The 17,280-nt window shown below is 63.2% G+C and carries 16 protein-coding genes; 11 read left to right on the forward strand and 5 right to left on the reverse strand.

The genetic code is table 11. From position 1 onward, the window contains the following. The first annotated feature begins 219 nt into the window (after positions 1 to 219). Together BCUN_RS11055 and BCUN_RS11060 are read left to right on the forward strand one after the other, a co-directional pair. Entirely contained in the window at positions 220 to 975 is a 756-nt protein-coding gene (locus BCUN_RS11055) for a hypothetical protein (protein ID WP_152598189.1), read from the forward strand. Between the two features lie 134 nt (positions 976 to 1,109). Beyond that, a complete protein-coding gene (locus tag BCUN_RS11060; RefSeq protein ID WP_033517721.1) occupies positions 1,110 to 1,619 on the forward strand; it encodes an AAA family ATPase in 510 nt (169 codons plus the stop codon). A gap of 12 nt (positions 1,620 to 1,631) precedes the next feature. Here BCUN_RS11060 and BCUN_RS11065 read toward each other — a convergent pair whose 3' ends face one another. The 4 genes from BCUN_RS11065 to BCUN_RS11080 form a co-directional block, all read right to left on the reverse strand. After that, the gene (locus BCUN_RS11065) at positions 1,632 to 1,928 is read right to left on the reverse strand and encodes a hypothetical protein (protein WP_033517723.1); all 297 of its coding nucleotides are present in this window, start codon (positions 1,926 to 1,928) and stop codon (positions 1,632 to 1,634) included. A gap of 297 nt (positions 1,929 to 2,225) precedes the next feature. Beyond that, a complete protein-coding gene (locus BCUN_RS11070; RefSeq protein WP_033517725.1) occupies positions 2,226 to 2,756 on the reverse strand; it encodes a hypothetical protein in 531 nt (176 codons plus the stop codon). Positions 2,757 to 2,786: 30 nt separating this feature from the next. Continuing rightward, positions 2,787 to 4,007, reverse strand: coding sequence for a hypothetical protein (locus tag BCUN_RS11075; protein ID WP_033517727.1), 1,221 nt, complete (start codon positions 4,005 to 4,007; stop codon positions 2,787 to 2,789). A 52-nt stretch (positions 4,008 to 4,059) separates the two neighbouring features. Further along, complete coding sequence (locus BCUN_RS11080; protein ID WP_033517729.1) at positions 4,060 to 4,707, reverse strand: hypothetical protein; 648 nt, start codon at positions 4,705 to 4,707, stop codon at positions 4,060 to 4,062. Between the two features lie 138 nt (positions 4,708 to 4,845). Here BCUN_RS11080 and BCUN_RS11085 point away from each other — a divergent pair, with 138 nt between their 5' ends. The 7 genes from BCUN_RS11085 (at position 4,846) to BCUN_RS11115 (ending at position 11,582) form a co-directional block, all read left to right on the forward strand. Next, positions 4,846 to 5,796 (forward strand): helix-turn-helix domain-containing protein, encoded by a 951-nt coding sequence (locus BCUN_RS11085; protein WP_152598190.1) that lies wholly within the window; start codon positions 4,846 to 4,848, stop codon positions 5,794 to 5,796. 314 nt (positions 5,797 to 6,110) lie between these two features. Continuing rightward, on the forward strand, positions 6,111 to 6,899 hold the full coding sequence (locus tag BCUN_RS11090; RefSeq protein ID WP_033517733.1) for an alpha/beta hydrolase family protein: 789 nt from the start codon (positions 6,111 to 6,113) through the stop codon (positions 6,897 to 6,899). 126 nt (positions 6,900 to 7,025) lie between these two features. Then, positions 7,026 to 7,805 (forward strand): amino acid ABC transporter ATP-binding protein, encoded by a 780-nt coding sequence (locus BCUN_RS11095; protein WP_034258746.1) that lies wholly within the window; start codon positions 7,026 to 7,028, stop codon positions 7,803 to 7,805. Positions 7,806 to 7,861: 56 nt separating this feature from the next. Further along, positions 7,862 to 8,713, forward strand: a complete 852-nt coding sequence (locus BCUN_RS11100; RefSeq protein ID WP_081895687.1) for a glutamate ABC transporter substrate-binding protein — start codon at positions 7,862 to 7,864, stop codon at positions 8,711 to 8,713. Then, positions 8,706 to 9,383: an amino acid ABC transporter permease gene (locus tag BCUN_RS11105; protein ID WP_033517700.1), complete on the forward strand. Its 678-nt coding sequence runs from the start codon at positions 8,706 to 8,708 to the stop codon at positions 9,381 to 9,383. The genes BCUN_RS11100 and BCUN_RS11105 overlap by 8 nt, the downstream gene beginning before the upstream one ends. Positions 9,384 to 9,386: 3 nt before the next feature. After that, positions 9,387 to 10,526, forward strand: coding sequence for an amino acid ABC transporter permease (locus tag BCUN_RS11110; protein ID WP_081895688.1), 1,140 nt, complete (start codon positions 9,387 to 9,389; stop codon positions 10,524 to 10,526). Between the two features lie 72 nt (positions 10,527 to 10,598). After that, a complete protein-coding gene (locus tag BCUN_RS11115) occupies positions 10,599 to 11,582 on the forward strand; it encodes a PPK2 family polyphosphate kinase (RefSeq protein WP_420796506.1) in 984 nt (327 codons plus the stop codon). Positions 11,583 to 11,618: 36 nt separating this feature from the next. Here the strand turns inward: BCUN_RS11115 and BCUN_RS11120 are convergent, their stop codons facing one another. Further along, positions 11,619 to 14,180: a DEAD/DEAH box helicase gene (locus tag BCUN_RS11120; RefSeq protein ID WP_033517704.1), complete on the reverse strand. Its 2,562-nt coding sequence runs from the start codon at positions 14,178 to 14,180 to the stop codon at positions 11,619 to 11,621. Positions 14,181 to 14,247: 67 nt separating this feature from the next. Here BCUN_RS11120 and BCUN_RS11125 point away from each other — a divergent pair, with 67 nt between their 5' ends. Both BCUN_RS11125 and BCUN_RS11130 read left to right on the forward strand, forming a co-directional pair. Beyond that, entirely contained in the window at positions 14,248 to 15,618 is a 1,371-nt protein-coding gene (locus tag BCUN_RS11125; RefSeq protein WP_033517706.1) for a replication-associated recombination protein A, read from the forward strand. A 70-nt stretch (positions 15,619 to 15,688) separates the two neighbouring features. Next, positions 15,689 to 17,209 carry an MFS transporter gene (locus tag BCUN_RS11130; RefSeq protein WP_081895689.1) on the forward strand — a complete coding sequence of 507 codons (1,521 nt, stop codon included), beginning with the start codon at positions 15,689 to 15,691 and terminating at the stop codon, positions 17,207 to 17,209. Positions 17,210 to 17,280: the final 71 nt, after the last annotated feature.

Below are 17,280 nucleotides of genomic sequence, written 5' to 3' on the forward strand. Positions count from 1 at the left end.
GGGCGGAATTCCGCCCTTTTGCGAAAGCGGATACCTGGCCATATGCCCGATTCTGATATCTCTCAACGACAAGTCCCTCGGTCCGATGTAAGGTCCTGCACGATCTGTGTATGCCACTTGCGCTTTCCCGTACTTTGTGCACAGAATTGGAGTGCCGCCGACGATGGCGGCAACTGCTTTGGGAGGGCACGGACAATGACGTCGGGAACAAGAAAACTGGTGGCAGCACTCACCGCAGGGTGCCTGCTGGCGGGCATGGCGGCATGCGGCAGCAGTGGCGGCGATACACAGGCACAGGATACTGACGATTCCACGACCGTCCAGACAGAAGGAGCGCGGATCGCCACGTCCTTGTCGGCGCGTATCGAGGACATGCTCCGCACCGACACTGACATGTCCGAACGGCAACGGGACATCCTCGAACGTGCGCTCGCCAATGACGGTGTGGTCACCAAGGCCGACTACGAGCTCGCATGGTCGAATTTCCAGCAATGCCTGGCGGACAAAGGCTACGCGCCGATGACAACCACCATGTACCAAGGCGGTGTGCACGGGCCGAGCTGGATGACCGACGTAGGCGACCGAGGCGAAGGCGTGCGGGACAAGGTGACGGACGACGTCATTGCGTGCAAGTCCAGCGAGAACCTCGTCGTCGACGAACTGTACCGTGCGGCCATCGGCAATCCATCGCTCTATCAAGTGCCGGAGGTAGGGGTTGCCGATTGCCTGCGCCGCAAGAACCTCGTACCGGTGTCGTACACCGCCAAGACCTACCAAGAAGATCAGAAACGTGTCGATGCCGCGTACAGCGAGTTCGTTGCCTCCAGAAGCGTCGACGATGCCTGGGCGGAAGCGGTCAAGGAATACGGCTTCGACTATGACGATCCTGAAGTGCAACTGTGCCATGTCGCCAACGGCCTGGACATCAGAGGACAGGTTCCCGGCACTGCGGTGACGTGGAAGCCGTTTGGCTGATGGCGGGAATCCTGATATGATCCGCTGGTTGGCGGACTGAAAAACATAGATGACTTGGACCGGTTCGGGCATGCCGTACCATCCGAAGATTGAAGTACGATGCTGGTCAATCAACGTGGACGGAGGAAAACACCATGCGTGTTGCAATCCTCGGATACGGCGGCGCCGGCAAATCCACGCTGGCACGCACGTTGGGGGAGCGGCAAGGAGTGCCGGTACTGCATTTGGACCGGCTCCACTGGCTGCCCGGCTGGCGCGAACGCGACGACGAGGACATGCGACGCATCCTGGAAGCGTTCCTGCACGAACACGACGCATGGGTCATCGAAGGCATGTACACGCGCTTCCTGTTCGCGGAGCGCCTGGAGCTGGCGGATACGATCGTCATCCTCGACCTGCCGCGCCTCGTGTGCCTGGCACGCGCCTGGAAACGCTACCGGCAGTACCGTGGCGTTGCCAGGCCGGACATGACGGAGGGGTGCGAGGAAAAGTTCGACGGAGAATTCGTGCGTTGGCTGCTCATCGGGGGACGCTCACGCAAGCGGTGCAGCATGATGCGCGCCATCCGAAAGCAGTACCCGGACAAGGTCGTGGTGCTGCGCTCGCAGCGGCACATCGACCGGTGGGCCGGGCGAAGTCGGTGATGGTCCTGGCAGTCAGTTGCATTGCACCATGAGCCGGTAGGTGCCGGGTTCGTATTCGGCATCGGACTGATTGTGCACGGTGTGCACTGCCGGGGTCGGCTCAAGCAGTTCCAGCGGGTTGGCGCCGTTGGTCTCATCGTGCAGGGCAGTGCGCATGTCGTCGGCCGACATGGTGATCTGCATCGCGGTCTCGGAAACGGACGGTGCGGCGGTATTGCCTTGTGACGTGCCGCAGGCGGCAGTCGTTGCCAGCAAGGTTGCCGACAGTGCGGAAACGACGATGCGGAGCGTATGTGCTTGGTGAGTCATGATGAAATCCCTTCCCCGATTCCTGTGGTATGTACACAACGTCAACGTTGCCCTGCCGATTGCCAGTTTATGGCAGTGTGCTTTGCCGTTGGGATAGAGAATCCAATATTCGGGCGTGGAGCAGTCAACGGTGGGCGTTGATGATATCGACGAGTGTGCGGATCTCCTTCTTCGATCCGGTAATCATCCTGGTGCTCAGGGGACTGATGCGGATGGTGATGCCGCGGGCCTCCTACGAGAAAATGACTAGTGGATGGGGCGTTCTGAATGCCCCATCCATATCCAACATAAGCGGCATCAAGCAAGATGGTCACGCTTGCTGCCACAAGGGTGTGCAGCGCCTGCCGGGTTTGCCGTGGTGGGTTCCGGGGTGGGGGCGCGTGCGATGATGAGGCGGGCACGCAGGTAGTCGTCTGTGGGGTTAGCCTCCAGTGCCCATGCGAGTGTTGTCCTCGGGGAAAGCATATGGTGCACTGCGGTAGTAATGGCGTACACGTCACTGAGACGTAGCCCGATGGGTCCCTCCAATAGCATCAGGCATGCTACGGTATCGGCTGCGTGCATGGCACGCTGGGAGAACACCTTGTTGATTGTGCTGCTCACGCCGTCCGTGGTTGTTTTGGGTCCAGTGTCGGCGTACTGCAGGATACGGCCACGCAGCAGCGCATGGATCTCGTCCATGCTTTCACTCGTGCCGTACCGTTCGACCGCATCAGCCCACGCTGCCAAAGTGTGATTAATCTGTCTAGCCTGAATGGAGTTAGGACTCCATGCGTCAGCATCCACGTCAAGACTCGCGATTGAGAAGGACAACGGATTGTCGTTCATGTCAAAGTCCTTTCCGGACGGTGCGAGGAATCACTCCTCGACGTCCCTGTCCTCGTTGTCTTCATCGTCATCCGCTTGGAGATGTTTCCCGAGCATCAAGGCCGTGCCAAACCCCAAGACGCCTAACCCAAAGTCCAGGATCGTACGGCCAGTGCGCTGCGCGTCCTCGCAGACGGATAACGCACCGGTCTGCCAGGAGGGCAGTTCGCACCTGCAATGCCAGCAATGCTTGTTCTGCGTCTCTCCATCCTGGGCGTCAATAGGTTCCAAGGCGCGTTCGGCCCACTCCCAGGACACTGGCAGACCTGTCTCCGTACCGTGTTCGCTGCTGATGTCTTGTTCGCTGGCGGCGGTGTCAAGGGCGACGATACGCCGGCACATCGCATACAGGTCATCACACAAGCCCGCAACGCGCTGGCGGCATGGGGTAGCGCTGTTGATCAGCAGGAACGTGTCTCGCTGGTCGAGCTGGTTGTCGGTGACAAACCGGGCCAATTCGCTCAAGCAGACGTATTGCGGTCCCAGTTGGTCGCGCATCGCGTTGGTGGCCATCTCAACCTGCGCGCAACAGGCAATGGCTTGAAGACAACGGGTCATATCCACGGCCATGCGCGCATGCTCCTTGTTACCCCTGTCTAGAAGATTCCGACGGCACCTTGTCAAGTAACGCTGTAGAGTATGACGCGCATTGATGGAGTCTTTCCATGCTTGGTTGAGACATTGGCGTTTATCCTCGCCCTCGTCCATCACTTCGATTGAGGCAAGTTGGCTCCACACGGCATCCGCGGCCGCGAGCCGGTCCTCGACCAGTTCGTCAGCCAACCGCTCTGCCTCCTGCCTAGTGTCCTTAACTTCTTCAAGAATCAACCCCAAAGTGGCTTGCAACATCAGGTTCTGCAGGACTGGTGTCAACTGGGGGACCTTCTGGTATTCCTCTAGTCGGACCTGTTCGCGGATGCGCCCCTGACTATCCACCAAGGACGGTAAGACCATGCCCTGCTTGTCCGGGCGCAACCGCCACTGCCCGATGTCATGCATGTACTGCCCGTAAGGACTCATCGTCGCCACCAACAGGGGACCGGAAGACTGCGACCCGTTCGTGCCGAGGGTGCCGACCGCATTGGCCAGCACGGAGCCTACGGGGCCGGCAAGCCATTCCCGCAGTAACACATCGGCACTATCGGACTGGTAGAGGCGGACCTTCGTCTTTGCATCGGTGCTCTGGGCGATCCATTGCATCCGTTCCATCATGTTCTCCTTCCTTACAATCAGCATCCGTAAGGCAGACAAAGGGGGTATTGTTTCACGAAGCCGACAGCGGCGAATCTCGTAGACAGCGCTGCAGATAGGCACTGAGATCCCTCAAGATGTCCAAGGCATCGAGCAGTTCCTCGTACACCAAACCGGGATCCGGATGGCCGTGTATGCAGATATTGCACACCTTGCGTGCCTCGTGCAGTTGGGAAAACATGCCACATGGCAGGTAGTCCACGCATTCTCGTAACCGATTGCACAAATCCATTCCCTGGTGGCACACTCCTGCCAGGTCAAGCACGCAGTCCACCCCGGTCTCCACTCCCTTACGCACCTGCAGGGCTGCGCCCTCGGCTATCGAACGCTGCTCGCCTTCAGTTTTCCGCGCGTAGTCGGACGCCAGCAACAATTCGTAAGCACACCGGTAATGATCATCCACCAAAGAACACTGGTCCACCAGAGACACTGTCAGCGCCGCCCATCCGGCCCGTTCCTGTGAGGGGAACAACGCGCTGTGTCGCGGCGCGACATGAACCGTCAAAGGCGTAGGCGCTGGTGGTACAGGTTCCTCGATGACGGTGACACCATGCTGGATACGACGCGCCCAATCAACCATCCTTGCCAGCAATCCCACACCGGCCAGGCCGGTGGCACCTACGGCCGCCACACGGGCGATTCTATCGATCGTGACGTCCATGGCATTTGTCCTTTCCGTCCATTTGGATACTTGGAGCGTGTGTCCCGTAAGTGGTGGCAATGATGCTACCCGCCAACGCATATGCCATCAAATGCATGTCGCAATGTTATTTTTAGTAGATTTGGCATAATTGATATCATGGTCGATATCAATGAATGCAAACGGATCTGGGACGAACGTCTCATGCAGTGCTACAAGAACAGGGATTACACGCAACGGACACTGGCGGAAGCTCTCACGGCCCGACATCCCGAACGGCCCGTCACCCAGGCCATGATCAGCCACTGGTGTCACCTATCCGACACGGGAAGGGATTTCCCTAAATACCAGACCATGCTCGAAATCGCCGAAGTACTGGAGACCAGCGTCGCCTACCTCACCGGCGAAATCGACGCCAACAACATGAAAGAAGAGGAAGTCTGCGATTACACCGGTCTACTGCCCCAAGCCGTTCGAAGTCTACGCTTGGCCACCCAACGCGAGGACGACCCATGCGTCAATCTCAACGAAGGCATCAACAGTTGCGCAATCGAAGAACTTGAAGGATTCGATAATCCATCCCTGCCGTTGGGGAAACGCATACGAACTATACCGCGTTACCTCTCAGATGAGTACAATGCTCGGACACGTTCCGTGACAGTCTCCCGATTCCTGGCAACATCTGCATTCAGAAATGAACTCACCAAAGCGCTCGAGCAACTGCTCAATACCTACACCAGCGCATACGACACTACCGATTCCGAAAGAGACGGTATGAGATTTTTCCGAGCAAAGCGACACGCGACAGAGGCACGTTATCAAGCCAACGAAGCACTGATCAGGATCATGGACGAAATGACCAGCGACGCAAAGCTGCCAGGAATCGAAATCATCGCAAAAAGAATGAAAGAAATCGACACCGCTCGCGCATTTTCCGTACTCGCCGACGCGACACGAGTCATGGAAAAGCACATGAACGAACTGCGTGCCAGTGCACACCATGATTCAGCACGATACACCATTCCCGTCACAGTAAACAGTTCCGACCCCTTCGGACTCCACCATTCAAAATCAGAAGAAGGCAACACCGGGCTAGAAATTCAAGAGTAAAACCACATTCCAGCATCGGCTAGCACCCTCGAAAGGGATAATCACCCGGCAGAGAGCCTGACATAAGCGGCGTTATCGGAGCCAACACGGTCGTAGGTGCCAACGCTGACGTTTCCCGTGGAAGCACCAGCAGGACAAAAATGTGCCTTTACGGCGGTTGGCATTGCCTGCTTGATGCACTTCGCAGCAATGTTCGTCTATGCTCACGTACCCCACGCCACCTAATCCCTGTGCCATGAGCATATCCACTACCATCTGCCCCACACCCGCCCTACCATAACCACAGAACCACCGGCAGGAAAGGCAGCGGACCCATGGCAGCACACATCAGCGAGGACATCGAGATCGAACGGGACGGACTGACGCTCCACGGGCGCGTGGACCATCCGGAAGGCGTCATGGGTGCTCCAGTCGTCATCGCCATGCACGGCTTCATGCGCGACCTCGGCTACGAGGACACCGACCTGCTTGCACAGCTCACCCGTTCCCTGGTGGACGAGGGCTTCATGGTGGTGCGTTTCGACTTCAACGGTCGCGGCAAGAGCCAGGGCTCCTTCGCGCAGTCGGACGTGTTCAACCAGATCGAGGACGCCATCGCCGTGCTCGAGTGGGTGCGCAAGACCTACGGGGAGGACGTGCGCATCTCCCTGCTGGGCCATTCCCAGGGAGGCCTGGTCGCCGGCATGGTGGCCGGCCTGTACGCGGACGTCGTGGATACGCTCGTGATGCTCGCCCCGGCGGCCTCCCTCAAGGACGACGCCTTGCGCGGCCAGCTGCTGGGCGTGCCCTTCGACCCGAACCATGTGCCTGCCGAGATCACGCTCAAGGACGGCGAGCACCATGTGGACGGCAAGGTGGTGCGCATCGCGCAGATGCTGCCCGTCTACGAGACGACCGCCCTGTTCAAGGGGCCGGCGCTGCTGGTCATGGGGGAGGACGACCAGATAGTCGGCAAGCATGTGCCCACTAACTACGCCGCCGCCATGCTCAACTGCGCCACCAGCCTCTACACGCACCTGGGGCATCCATTCACCGGTGCCGATCGCGGCCTGGCACTGGGCGGGGCAGTGCAGTTCCTCGCGTCGCATCGCATTATGGAGTGAAAATACGCCGCGTTTTTGGGCTCCATACCATGTCCTGACGCATGGCGTGGTGCCTCTATGTGCTGAGCGGAAAAATTTCGCCCCGAATTGGCATCTGTTTACATAGTGGCCATATAGTGAGCCTTTATGACTGACAACACTACGCAAACGCGCGCCCAGGACGGCGACGACCGCTATCTCGTCGAGCTCGAGCACGTCGAGAAGCATTTCGGCAACCTGCATGTGCTGCGCGACATCAACCTCAAGGTCAAGAAGGGCGAGGTGCTGGTGATCGTCGGGCCGTCCGGCTCGGGCAAGTCCACCATGTGCCGCACCATCAACCGCCTGGAGACCATCGACTCCGGCGTGATCCGCATCGACGGCCAACCGCTGCCCGAAGAGGGCAAGGGTCTGGCGCGCCTGCGTGCGGAGGTCGGCATGGTCTTCCAGTCCTTCAACCTCTTCGCCAACAAGACGATCCTCGACAACGTCACGCTGGCACCCATCAAGGTGCGCCACATGGACAAGACGCAGGCCGAACGCGAGGCCATGGACCTCTTGGCCCGCGTCGGCGTCGACTCGCAGGCCAACAAGATGCCCTCGCAGCTCTCCGGCGGCCAGCAGCAGCGCGTCGCCATCGCCCGCGCCCTCGCCATGCACCCCAAGGTCATGCTCTTCGACGAGCCGACCTCGGCACTCGACCCGGAAATGGTCAACGAGGTGCTCGACGTCATGGTCTCCCTCGCCGCAGACGGCATGACCATGCTGTGCGTCACCCACGAGATGGGCTTCGCACGCAAGGCCGCCGACAAGATCATCTTCATGGCGGACGGTCAGATCCTGGAACGCGGTACGCCGGACGAGTTCTTCGAGCATCCGCAGACCGAACGCGCCAAGGACTTCCTGTCCAAGATCCTCACGCACTGAGTGCCGGAGGCAAGGGAAAGGGACATGGAACGATTCGAGAAGGAAGGAGTGTGACGATGGCCATCAAGGGAAAGGTCCGTCACGCATTGCGCACCGTCGCCGCCATGGCGTGCGCCGCGGCCTGCGTGGTCGGTGTCGGCGCATGCGGCACCGACGGCAGCAACGAACCCAAGATCAAGGTCGGCATCAAGTTCGACCAGCCCGGCCTGGGCTTCAAGAAGTCCGGCACCTACGAGGGCTTCGACGTGGACGTCGCACGGTACATCGCGAACAAGCTGGGATACACGGACAGCCAGATCGAGTTCAAGGAGGCGCCGAGCAAGCAGCGTGAGGCCATGCTGCAGAACGGCGACGTGGACATGATCCTGGCCACGTATTCGATCACCGACGAACGCAAGAAGGCAGTCGACTTCGCCGGCCCGTACTTCGTGGCCGGCCAGGACCTCCTGGTACGCGCCGACGAGACGGGCATCACGGGCCCCGAGGACCTCAACGGCAAGCGCCTGTGCTCCGTGACCGGCTCGACCTCCGCGAAGGTGGTCAAGGAGAAGTTCGCCAACGAGGTGCAGCTCATGGAGCAGCCCGGCTACGCCGAATGCGCCACCGCACTGCTGAGCGGCATCGTGGACGCCGTCACCACCGACGACATCATCCTCGCCGGCCTGGCCTCCGCCTCGCGTGGCAAGCTCAAGGTGGTGGGCGCCCCGTTCACCCAGGAATACTACGGCGTGGGCATCAAGAAGGGCGAGAACGACCTGGCCTGCAAGATCAACGCCGCCATCCTGGACATGGAGAAGACCGGCGAATGGGAACGCGCCATCGAGAGCGCCACCAAGGGCACCGGCTACAAGCCGGACCCGAAGTACAACCCGCCGGTCCCGGACGAGGGGTGCAAGAACGATGTCTGATTTCCTCTCCCTCTTCCAGACCTACAACGTCCCCGCGGCCTTCCTGGTCAACCTCGAACTGACCTTCTGGTCGCTGATCTTCTCGGCGATCCTGGGCATCATCCTGGTGCTCATGCGCATCTCGCCGATCTCCTCGCTGCGCCACGTGGCCTCCTGGTACGTGGAGCTGTTCAAGAACATGCCGCTGACCATCATCATGGTCTTCATGGTGCTCGGCGCCTTCGCCCAGCTCAAGCTCAAGTTCTCCGACAACTTCGACACGAACTTCTTCTGGCTCGCCGTGGTGGGCCTGAGCCTGTACACCGCGGCCTTCGTGTGCGAGGCATTGCGCTCGGGCATCAACACGGTGCCGCTCGGACAGGCCGAGGCGGCGCGCGCGCTGGGCCTGAACTTCATGCAGTCGGCCACGCTGATCATCATGCCGCAGGCCATCCGCGGCTCCGTGGCGCCGCTGGGCAACACGCTCATCGCGTTGCTCAAGAACACCACGGTCGCCGCCGCGGCGTCCGTCGCCACGGAAACGTCGTCGCTGATGAGCGAGATGATCGAGTTCCGCCCGGACGTGATCATCCAGATCTTCCTGATCTTCGCCTTCGGCTACGTGATCCTGATCATCCCGATCGGCATCCTCACCACGTTCCTGTCCAACAAGCTCGCGGTCAGGAGGTGACCCATGGCAGCATCCAATGAAAGCTCGTTGCTCTTCGACGCGCCCGGCCCCAAGGCCCAAAAGCGCATCCGCATCATCAACTGGGTCGCCGGCATCGTCTTCGCGATCATCCTGGTGCTCATCATCATGCGTCTGCACAACCCGCCGGACGGCGAGAACCAGCTGTCCTGGGAACTGTGGAAGCCGGCGCTGGACGGCGAGGCCTGGAGCGACTTCTACCTGCCCGGCCTGTATGCAACGCTGCGCGCGACCCTGCTCGCGGTGATCGGCTCCGTCGTCTTCGGCCTGGTCTTCGGCATCGGACGCCTCATCCCGAACGTCATCGTCCGCGGCATCTGCGGCGTGGTCATCGAGTTCTGCCGCGCCGTGCCGGTGCTGATCATGATGATCTTCTTCTGGCGCGCCTTCGCCTTCATCAACCTGCCCAGCCCCTCCTACTGGTCGGTCGTGCTGTCGTTGATTCTGTACAACGGCTCTGTCGTGGCGGAGCTGGTGCGTTCGGGCGTCGGCAACCTGCCCAACGGCCAGCATGAGGCGGCCGTGGCGCTCGGCCTGACGCGCACCCAGTCGCTCATGAACGTGGAAGTGCCGCAGGCCATCTACGCCATGCTGCCGGCCGCGGTCACGCAGCTGGTCGTGGTGCTCAAGGACACCGCGCTCGGCTCGATCATCATGTACACCGACCTGCTGCAGGAATCGCGTCGACTCGGCTCGATGTACTTCGACATCCTGCAGACCCTGGTCGTGGCCGCGGTGATCTACTTCATCGTCTGCTGGCTGCTGTCGCGCCTGGCGGAATGGCTGCCCGCACACATGCAGAAGCGCACCATGGCACCCGTGGAGAACGAGGCCGTCGCGCCGATCGCCATCATGGATCCGTCCAACGTGAACCAGATCGCGGTCGCCCGCGAGGAGCGTCCGCTCGGCGGCACCCAGCGCACCTACCATGTGCACCACCGCGGCACGAACGCCTCCATCCACAACTGGCGCCGCACCCGCTACGCGCAGGGCTACGACGAGACGCAGCCCGACAGCCAGATCGTGCACCATGCGCCCCGTGCGAACCAGTACGGTCCTGGTACGGAACACCATCACCACCCGCACCTGCCCCACAAGGACAAGGGCGGCCAGAGCGCCAAGTAGTCCCGAACGGCAACGAAGGCCCCGTGCATGCGCCACATGGTGTGTACACGGGGCCTCCCCGTAGGCAGTAGGATGTTCCGTATGGCAAAGGACAAGTACGGCAAGCAGATCCGCAAGACCATGCGCAAGGCGGCGGACCAAGCACAATCGGCGGACCGCGGGGGAGCGGTGAAGGAACGGCTGGCACTGGCCGCCAAGTCGAGCGAACTGCTCAGCGCGGTGTGGTCGCTGCCGCCGCAGCAGCAGCTCATGTTCCACCACGGCGACGAGCTGGTTGCCGTCGACCCGGGCGGCACCCCCGGCTTCGAGGGCGACGAGGCGGCGGGGGAGGAGTTCATCCGCCTGAGTTCCTCGGAGATCGCCCGTTACCAGCGGATCATGTATGCCAACGGGGTGCACGGCGACCGTCATCGGGTGCTCATCGTGCTGCAGGGTATGGATGCCTCCGGCAAGGGCGGCATCGTGCGCCATGTGTTCAGCCAGGTCGACCCGATGGGCATCCATTACCACGGCTTCGGCAAGCCGACCCCCAAGGAGCTGCGGCACGGCTTCCTGTGGCGAGTGAAGAAGGAACTGCCGGCGGACGGCTGGATCTCCATCTTCGACCGCTCCCACTACGAGGACCTGGTGGTGCCGCAGATCCAGGGCACCTATCCGCGCGAGGTGGTTGAGGAGCGTTTCGGCAAGGTCAACGAATTCGAACGCAAGCTCGCCGCCGACGGCTGCGCGATCCTCAAGATCTTCCTCGTCTCGAGCAAGGAGGAGCAGAAGCGGCATTTCCTCAAACGGCTCGACGACCCGACCCGCTACTGGAAGTTCGACCCGAGCGACCTGGACGCCCGCGACCGCTGGGACGATTACATGGCCGCCTGGCAGGAGGTCTTCGAGCGTACCTCGAACTCGTGGGCGCCGTGGTACCTGGTGCCGGCGGACCAACGGTGGTATTCACGCATCGTGGTGTCCGAGCTGCTGCGCACCACGATGAAGAACTTCAGCCTGACCTGGCCGCCGTTGGACGTGGACAGGGAGGAGGCGCTTGAGCGGCTTGCCCGTTAGAAATTGTTCGTTTTTCTGAACAAAATCTAACGGGCTTCACACAGTGGGGCCCACGCGGTACTCGGTGAAGACCACCTCGCCTTGCTCCTGCGTGGCGTCGAGGTCGACCACGCCGGTGATGGCCCAGTCGTGGTCGCCGTCGGAGTCGTCGAGCACCTGGCGCACGATCCACGTGTGCGCGTCGCGCTCGTGGGAGTCATCGATGATCACGTACTCGCCGGAACGGGCCTTCATGTCCGTGTTCACGTACTCGTGCGCCTCGTAGAAGTCGTCGAGTGTATCCTCCCATTCATGCACGCCGTAGTGCCAGTCGGCGTCCAGCTCGCCCAGCGTCTTCGGGTCATCGAGGTCCATGAGCTGCACGCGGCGGAACAGGGCGTTGCGCACCAGCACGGTCAGGCCGCGGCGGTCCTCCACCACCGGGGCGGGTCCGGCGGATGGTGCGGCCAGTGAGGCGGCGCCCTCGGGGGAGGCCTCGCCGGCATGCTCCCACTCGTCCACGAGGCTCGAGTCGATGGAACGCACCACCACGCGCAGCCAGGAGATGATGTCGTCCAGCTGGTCGTCGCGCTTCTCCACGGGCACCGTGCGCGCCAGCACGCGGTACGCGTCGGACAGGTACCGCAGCAGCGTGCCCTCGGAACGGGCGATGTTGTAGCGGCTGATGTAGCCGGTGAAGTCGGAGGCGGTCTCCACCATGTCGCGCACCACGCTCTTGGGGTGCAGCCAGTAGTCGTTCGCCCACGGCACGTCGTGGCGGTACTTGGCGAAGGCTTCGTCCAGCAGGTCCTCCAGGGGCTTGGGGTAGGTGATCTCCTGGAGCCGCTCCATGCGCTCCTCGTACTCCACGCCGTCGGCCTTCATGTCCGCCATGGCGGCGTCGCGCGCCTGGCGTTCCTGGGCGCGCAGCACCTGCTTGGGGTCCTCGAGCGTGGCCTCCACCATGGAGATCACGTCCAGGGCGTAGGTGCCGGATTCGGGGTCGAGCAGTTCGAGCGCGGCCAGCAGGAAGGGGGAGAGCGGCTGGTCGAGCGCGAAGTTCTCCGGCACGTCCAGCGTCGTGTAGTAGTCCAAGCCGCCGCGCGGGTTCTCCTCCGTCTCGATCACGTCGGTGTCGAAGAGCGTGCGGAAGATCTCGTCGGCGCGCGTGTGCAGCGCGTCCTTCTGCTCGGGCGTCTGCGCGGAGTCATCGATCAGTCGGTCGATGCGCGCCCGTGCGTCGCCGCCCTGCGCCACTTCGTTGAGCACCATGGAATGCGTCACGTCCATGTGCGGCACCAGCGTCTCCGGCTGCGCGTCGATGAGCTTGTCGAAGGTCTGCTCGTTCCAGGTGACGAAGCCCTCCGGCGGCTTCTTGCGCTTGATCTTCCTGAGCTTCTTCGGGTCGTCGCCGGCCTTGGCCACCGCCCGCGCGTTCTCGATCTCGTACTCCGGCGCCTCGGCAATTACCAGGCCCTCCGTGTCGAAACCCATGCGGCCCGCGCGGCCCGCGATCTGGTGGAACTCGCGGGCGCGCAGGCGGCGCATGCGCGAGCCGTCGAACTTGGTCAGCTGGGTGAGCACCACCGAATGGATCGGCACGTTGATGCCCACGCCCAGCGTGTCCGTGCCGCAGATCACCGGCAGGAGGCCCTGCTGGGCCAGCTGCTCCACCAGACGGCGGTAGCGTGGCAGCATGCCCGCATGGTGGATGCCGATGCCGTTGCGCAGCAGACGCTGCAGGATCTTGCCGAAGGCCGTGGTGAACTTCGTGCCCTTGATCGCCTCCGCGATCGCCTGGCGCTGCTCCTTGGTGGAGACGCCGGTGCTCGCCAGCGCCTGTGCGGTATCCAGTGCGGCATCCTGGGAGAAATGCACCACGTAGATGGGTGTCTCTCCCTTGGAGAAGGCCAGTTCCACGGTGCGCTCCAGCGGGTCCAGCGTGTACTCGTAGGTCAGGGGTACGGGGCGCGGTGCGTCCGCGATCACGTCCACCTTCGCGTCGGTCATGTCCTCCAGCCGGTTCGCGATGGACGTGACGTCGCCCAAGGTGGCGCTCATGAGCAGGAACTGGGTCTGGGGGAGCGTGAGCAGCGGCACCTGCCACGCCCAGCCGCGCTCCGGGTCGCCGTAGTAGTGGAACTCGTCCATGGCCACGCAGCCGATGTCCGCATGCGTGCCCTCGCGCAGGGCCTGGTTGGCCAGGATCTCCGCGGTGCAGCAGATGATGGGTGCCTCCGGGTTGATGTGCGAGTCGCCGGTGATCATGCCCACGTTGTCGCGGCCGAAGACCTCCACCAGGTCGAAGAACTTCTCCGACACCAGCGCCTTGATGGGCGCCGTGTAGTAGGAGCGCCGCCTCGTGCACAGCGCCGCGAAATGCATGCCCAGCGCCACCAGCGACTTGCCCGAGCCGGTGGGCGTGTTGAGGATCACGTGGTCGCCGTCCAGCAGGTCCATGATCGCCTCCTCCTGGTGCGGCCAGGGCTCGATGCCCCTGGTGTCCGCCACCCATTCGAAGAAGCGTTCGTAGATCTCGTCCTCGTCCAAAGTCTCCATATGGTCGCCCCAGGCCGGCGCCAGCCTGCCCAGCGATCCATACCGCATATCCTCGCTCATGGTCCCCCAGTGTAGCGCCAGCGGCTCACCCGGGCGAAAGCGTGGACGGCCGACTACAGTGGAATCCATGCAAGACGATCTGTTCTCCGCCACCGACGCGGACGAGGTGGTACGCCCCTTGGCGGTGCGCATGCGGCCCGTCACCCTCGACGAGGTCATCGGCCAGGACCACGCCATGGTGCCCGGCTCGCCCCTGCGCCGCTTGGCCGATCCGCAGTCCAAGGGTCGGCGGAGCGCACCCAGCTCCATCATCCTCTTCGGGCCTCCCGGAGTCGGCAAGACCACCCTCGCCTACATCGTCGCCCGCCAGTCGGGCCGCGAGTTCGAGGAACTCTCCGCCGTCACCAGCGGCGTCAAGGACGTGCGCGACGTGCTCGCCCGCGCCCACGAACGCCTCGTCAGCCAAGGCCGCGAGACCGTGCTGTTCATCGACGAGGTGCACCGCTTCTCCAAGTCGCAGCAGGACGCGCTGCTGCCCAGCGTGGAGAACCGCGACGTCACCTTCATCGCCGCCACCACGGAGAACCCGAGCTTCTCCGTCATCAAGCCGCTGCTGAGCCGCTCCGTCGTCGTCAAGCTCGACTCCCTCGAACCCGACCAGCTGCGCGAGGTCGTCACCCGCGCCGTGCACGACCCGCGCGGTCTGGGCGACACCGTCGGCATCCAGCCGGCGGCCGTCGACGACATCGTGCGCATGGCAGGCGGTGACGCACGCAAGTCCCTGACCATCCTCGAGGCCGCCGCCGGTGCCCTCGAAGGCAAGGGCAAGGACGGGCAACCACCCGAGATCGACCAGGAGACCGTCGCACAGGTCATGGACGCCGCCACCGTGCGCTACGACAAGGACGGCGACGACCACTACGACGTCATCTCCGCCTTCATCAAGTCCATGCGCGGCTCGGACCCCGACGCCACCGTGCACTACCTGGCGCGCATGCTGCGGGCAGGGGAGGATCCGCGCTTCATCGCACGGCGCATCATGATCGCCGCCGCCGAGGAAGTCGGCATGGCGGCGCCCCAGGTCCTGCAGGTCACCGTCGCCGCAGCGCAGGCGGTCGCCCTGGTCGGCATGCCCGAGGCGCGCATCATCCTGTCCGAGGCGGCGCTCGCCGTGGCCACCGCGCCGAAGTCGAACGCGTCCTATATCGCTATCAATGAAGCATTGGCCGACGTGGACAGTGGTACCATCGGACAGGTTCCCCTCCATCTTCGCAACGCGCCCACCGCGCTCATGAAGAGCTGGGGCAACCATGCCGGCTACCAGTACGCGCACGACGCCCCCGGGGCGGTCGCGCCGCAGCAGTATCTGCCGGACGAACTTGTCGGACGAGAATACTACCGTCCCAACGACCGCGGGTACGAGCGCGAACTCGGGCCGCGGCTCGACGCGATCAGACAGATCCTGCACCGAAGCGAGCCGCCCACGTCCCCGTCGTGACGCCCTGTTCCGCGGTCATGCACACACCCGTACGAACGAGGTTCCATGCCGCCATGGGACCGGAAGGAGCATGCACACCGTGGGAACGCATCCAAGGCAATCCACCGCCACGTCCGTGGCATCGCAGGCCGTGCCGCCTGCACCGAACGACGACAGGATCCCCGGCTACCTGATCGGATCGATCGTGGCCGTCGGCTCGCTCGCCTTCATCGGCATCCTCACGGAAACCGTCATGACGGTGCTGTTCCCGGCGCTCATGGTCGAATTCAACGTCGACACCGCCACCGTGCAATGGATCACCACGATCTACCTGCTGGCCGTGGGCGTGACCATGCCCCTCTCCTCCTACCTCAAGCGCCGGTTCACCATGAAGTCGGTCTTCGTGGCGGCCGTGACGCTCGCGGTGCTCGGCTCGCTCATCATGATCGTCGGCACCGCCTTCCCCGTCATCCTGCTGGCCCGCGTCATCCAGGGCGTCGGCTCGGGCATCGCCACGCCGCTCATGATCAACATCATCCTCGAACAGTCGCCGCGCCCCAAGGTCGGCCGCCTCATGGGCGTCGGTTCGCTGGTCATCACCGTGGCGCCGGCCATCGGCCCCACCGTCGGCGGCGCCGTGGCCAGCGCCCTGCCGTGGCGTTCCATCTTCATGATCGTCGTGCCCATCATCCTGCTCGTCTCGCTGCCTGTCGGCCTCAAGTCCATCCGCCAGGTGCGCCCCACCGAGGGCGTCCAGCTCAACCCGCTGCAGTTCCTGGCCATCGTGCTCGGCCTGTCCGGCCTCATCCTCGCGCTCAACCAACTGGGCGTGGCCATCGGCGACGCCGCCGCCGGCCAGCCGATGACGGCCTCCCTCACCATCGGCATCGTCAGCCTGGCCGTCGGCGTGGCCTCGCTCGTGTTCTTCGCGTGGTCCTCGCGGCGCTCCTTCTCGCCGCTCATCCGCCTCGGCTGGCTTCGGGACCCGGTGGTGCTGCTCCACCTCGTGCCGTACACCCTCCTGCCGATGGTCGGCATCGGCTTCGGCTACGTGATCACCAACTTGGCGCAGCTGTCCATGGGCACCACGGCGCTCGTCGCCGGCATGCTCGTGCTGCCGGGCGCCCTCATCGGGGCCTTCTTCGCGCCGGTCGGCGGCATGCTCTACGACCGCCACGGCGCACCGAAGCCGATCCTGGGCGCCTTCGCCTGCTGCATCCTCGGCATCCTGCTCATGCTGGTCTTCTCCATGCACCTGGCGCCCGTGACCCTGGCCGTCTTCTACTTCATCTTCGGCGTGGGCTACGCCCTGGGCTTCTCGAACATCATGACGGACGCCATCAACGGCATCCACCGCGAGTTCACGCCGGACGGCAATGCCGTGTTCAACACGGCCCTGCAGTTCGGCGGCGCCGCCGGCACCACGCTCTTCTCCACCATCTTCGCCATCGCGCAGGCCGGTTCGGGCAGCGAGCGCAGTGCGGCCTTCGCCCATGCGACCGCGGTCGGCGGCACCTGGACCTTCGCCACGATGCTGGCCATCGTGGTCGTCTCCTGGTGTCTGCTGTTCTGCGCCTTCCGCGCGGATGCGCGCCGTCGTCTGGGCGCCTGAAGCATATGAGGGGCGTCCGGCGGGGCTCCGTACAGGCATAAGGGGCGCGACGCGCCGATGAAACTGATGTT

It is taken from the genome of Bifidobacterium cuniculi (assembly GCF_000741575.1).
GTDB classification, from domain to species: Bacteria; Actinomycetota; Actinomycetes; order Actinomycetales; family Bifidobacteriaceae; genus Bifidobacterium; species Bifidobacterium cuniculi.